Origin of the sequence: Clostridium paraputrificum, assembly GCF_900447045.1 — a bacterium.
Classification (GTDB): Bacteria; Bacillota; Clostridia; order Clostridiales; family Clostridiaceae; genus Clostridium; species Clostridium paraputrificum.
In genome coordinates, this window is sequence record NZ_UAWH01000009.1 from 1 (window position 1) to 3,996 (window position 3,996).

Annotated in this window: 2 protein-coding genes and 3 pseudogenes; 2 read left to right on the forward strand and 3 right to left on the reverse strand. The window is 27.8% G+C overall.

What is annotated here, in order from left to right:
* A pseudogene (locus DR024_RS04850) lies at positions 1-323 on the reverse strand (hypothetical protein); the annotation flags it as partial.
* Positions 324-561: 238 nt separating this feature from the next.
* On the opposite strand from DR024_RS04850, the pseudogene DR024_RS04855 reads away from it, so the two are divergent.
* Together DR024_RS04855 and DR024_RS04860 are read left to right on the forward strand one after the other, a co-directional pair.
* Positions 562-1,494 (forward strand): annotated as a pseudogene (locus tag DR024_RS04855) (GNAT family N-acetyltransferase).
* A gap of 3 nt (positions 1,495-1,497) precedes the next feature.
* A complete protein-coding gene (locus tag DR024_RS04860) occupies positions 1,498-2,295 on the forward strand; it encodes a PRD domain-containing protein (RefSeq protein WP_111918260.1) in 798 nt (265 codons plus the stop codon).
* Positions 2,296-2,304: 9 nt separating this feature from the next.
* On the opposite strand, the pseudogene DR024_RS04865 reads toward DR024_RS04860, so the two are convergent.
* Together DR024_RS04865 and DR024_RS04870 are read right to left on the reverse strand one after the other, a co-directional pair.
* A pseudogene (locus DR024_RS04865) lies at positions 2,305-3,039 on the reverse strand (cell division protein FtsA); the annotation flags it as partial.
* Between the two features lie 115 nt (positions 3,040-3,154).
* A partial coding sequence (locus tag DR024_RS04870; RefSeq protein ID WP_146742884.1) for a 3'-5' exonuclease occupies positions 3,155-3,996 on the reverse strand: 842 nt, incomplete at its 5' end.

Below are 3,996 nucleotides of genomic sequence, written 5' to 3' on the forward strand. Positions count from 1 at the left end.
GCCGAGATATTAAGTTCTACATCTCTAGTAGTAGAATTCATTTTTAAATCAGAAGAGGAAATTTTAGATAAATCAATCATATAAGAACAATCAGCAAAATAAGTTATCTCTTTATATTTTTCAAATATGCTAAAGTCTCCCCAACTATCATCAACAGTAATTGTTTCAGATAGCTCAAGTTCTAAAGGAATTAAGAGATTAGTTTCATTTATATTATTTATAATACTTTCCTCTGTTAGATATTTAACCCCTGTACCTGATGCATCGGGAAGTGTCCATTGTTTTTTCGATTTTGAAGGAAGTAGAAAAAATAGTATAACCAATAAAGATACCTAAAAAAATAAGTATACAAGGAATTAATAAAGAGTTTTTTGTTTATTCTTTTTTAATAATTTTATGGAAAAACCTCCTTATGTAATTAATTTTAATTAAATATATGAGGAAGAGAATAAATATATGTTAAATTGATTAATTTCACAACTTTGTACTTCTTGTATTGTAAAGATTTTAAACTATAATATATAATAGGTTATTATATATGATGGTTTAGGAGATGACTTTATGCCACAGACATTGGGAATAAGCATTTTAAAAAGTCCTGGTAATTCTAATGAGTATATTATAAAAGATAAGGATAAAATAAACATTGGTAGATTTATAATTATGGATTTAAATGAAGAGAATAGAAAATGTGATATTAAGTTTAAATTTTATAGAGTTAATGATCAAGATTTACTGATTGAAACCTTAAAGTTAGTATTAAAAGCTGTATTTAATGAAATAAGAGTAAATAAAATTAATATCTTTATTTCTGAACTTATTCCTGTAAGCCCATTCTTAGACTTAGGGTTCGTTCTAGAAGGTATATTTAATGAAAATATATATTCACAAGGAAATTATTTTAGTGAATTATCCATGGGGATAAATAGAAGTGATTATAATTATGGGAACAGAATAAGTTAGTGAATATAGAAGGTAGAGATTTTAATATTAAGTTATTAGCTCCAGAGCATGCACAAAATCTGTTGGATTATTATATAAGAAATAAAAAACATCTAGAACCATTTGAACCTTTAAGGGATAATAGTTTTTACACTTATGAAGTACAAAAAATATATTGAGTGATAGCTATAGACAATTCTTAAATGGAACAGCAGTAGACTTAGGCATATTTAAAGATGATTACCTAATAGGAAAGCTTAAATTGTCTAATATAGTATATGGAATTTTAAAAGTGGAATACTTGGATATTCTATTGATAAAGATGAACAAGGCAAAGGATATATGAAAGAAGCTGTTAACTTAGTTGTTAATTATGCATTCGAGGATTTAGATCTTCATAGAGTAGAGGCTTCAGCCTTAGTTGATAATGAACCTTCAAAGCATGTATTAATTGGTTGTGGTTTCAAAGAGTTAGGAATAAATAAAAAGTATTTATATATAAATGGTGGATGGAAAGACCATATTACCTATTATAAAGTAAGGGGTGATTAAAGGTTGATTTTAAGTAATGATGAAATAGTAACTAAGGTATTTAATAATAACATTATATTAGTAAATTCAGAGGATCATGAAAAAATATTATTTGCTAAGGGAATAGGGTTTGGAAGAAGCCTGGATATGTTATACCCAAAAGGAATAAAAGTAGATAAGATATTTACTATTGCAGATAGTGATAATATTGAAAATCTTAATACTATGATAGAAAAAGTGGATAATGACTTCTTTGTTGTATGTGAAGAGGCTATATATGAAATATCGGAAAAAATAAATCAAGAGTTAAATGAAAGTATTCATATAGGATTAATTGATCACCTATATTTTGCAGTAAAAAGATTGAAAAATAATGAAGAGATTGAAAATCCTTTTTTGGTTGAGATAGAAACACTATATTCTAAGGAATATATGTTAGCAGATATGGTTGCTAAAAAGGTAGGAGCATATTGCAATGTAGATATACCTGATGGTGAAATCGCATTTATAGCACTGCATATACATTCGGCAATAAATAATGGAAAGATATCAAATACATTAAAGAATAGTTATTTAGGAAGTACTATAGTAGAACATGTTGAAGATAGGTTAAATATAGAAATAGATAGAAAGTCATTAGATTATGCTAGATTCTTAACCCATATTAAATTTGCTATTCAAAGAATTATGGAAAATATACATATAGACAATGAACTTACAAAAATTATTAAGTCAAGTTATAAAGAATCATTTTCTGTAGCAGAAGAGGTGGCTAAAATTATAGAGGATGAATTAGGTATAAGGTCATGGAAGATGAAGTGACATTTTTAATGCCATAGGCACCATTCCATAGGCACTTATACTTTCTTTTGAGCTTATAGCTATATCTGATGTTCCTGCCCAATATCAACTAAAGCTATATTTAATAATCTTAAATTCTTAGGAACAGCAGCCTCAATTGCTGCAATTGGTTCTAGTGTTAAATTAGACACTTTCAAATTCACTTTATTCATAACAGTATATAATGAATCAATAACTGATCTAGGCAAGAAAGTTGCTATTACCTCTGCTCCAACTCTTTCCCCTTTATGCCCTAGTAGATTTGCTATTACATAGGAATTTAGATAATAATCTTTTACTGAATAACCTACACAATATAGCTTACTTTCAGTATTCTTTATTACTTCCTCTTCAGCCTTTTTAACAGCACTTAGTTCTACACTTCTTACTATTTCTTCATCTATTTCTTCGTCACCATTAAGCTCTATTTCACCCCATTGCATTAACAGTTCTTAGAAATCTACCTGCTGCTGCAATCGATACTTCTTTTAACTGTATTCCTAATTCACGTTCTATATTTTCTTTAACATCCTTAACTACAGATGCAACTAAGTTTATATCGTGAATTTGTCCATCTACCATAGCTCTTTCTTCATGTTCTTTATACTTTTCATATAAAACTTCAAACTTCTTTTCTCTTACAACTCCAACGGTACCAATTATCGATCTAGTACCAATATCAAGAGAAAATATTATATCTTTAGGATTAAATACACCTTTATCCATATTAACCTCTTCCTAGCAAAACTATAATTAAAGGCTTATATCATGAGATATAAACCTACTTAAAATTATATATTAATACCAATATTTATTCAATATTTGATAAATTTCATCATATTTACTTAGATATTAATCCATTATCCAATAGAACCTTAGCAGAGAACTTTCTTTTCATTCCATCATGAAATAAAATCCCTACTTCATCACCATTAACATCCACTACTTTTCCTGCTCCAAAAGCCTTATGTGTAACTACTGAATCCTTAACTAGACCATGTGAAACCTTAACAATTTCCATAAAGCCTCCCTCTTCAATAAATCTAGAGACATCCCTAAACTTTCCTTTTCTCATCTTAGGTACAAAAAGAAACAAATTATCTATTGCTCTTGTTATTCCAACATAAAATAATCTTCGTTCTTCTTCTATATTTTCCTCTTTACTAGATGAATGTGGTATTGTGTCCTCATTACAGTTAATTAAGAATACATTTTTAAACTCCATTCCCTTTACACCATGAATAGTGCTTAATAAAACTCTGTCTTCTGTCTTATTTCTTTTACTTTCTTCTATCTTCTTTCCCACTTCATCTACATGCTCAAAAAATTCAAAGATAGTTTTAAATGATGAAGCTGACATTTTGAATTCTTCAACTATTTCCTCTAAATCTTCAATATTACCTCCAAATCTTTCTGTATATGTTTTAAGGTAATCTATATATCCCATATCCGTTACTATATATTGTATACCACTGCTTAATGATGACTTCTTTATATAATTAAAATCTCTTTTTAGTTCATCAAGCTTCTTTCTTTGAAATTGTGGAGTATCATCTTTTTCTATAAGTATATCAAAAGTATCTTTTTCATACTTATATTCCCTAATATAAGCTATACTAGTTTTACTCACATACCTAAAAGGTTTATTAATTATATTTATAAAAGCTTCTCTATCGTAAGGAT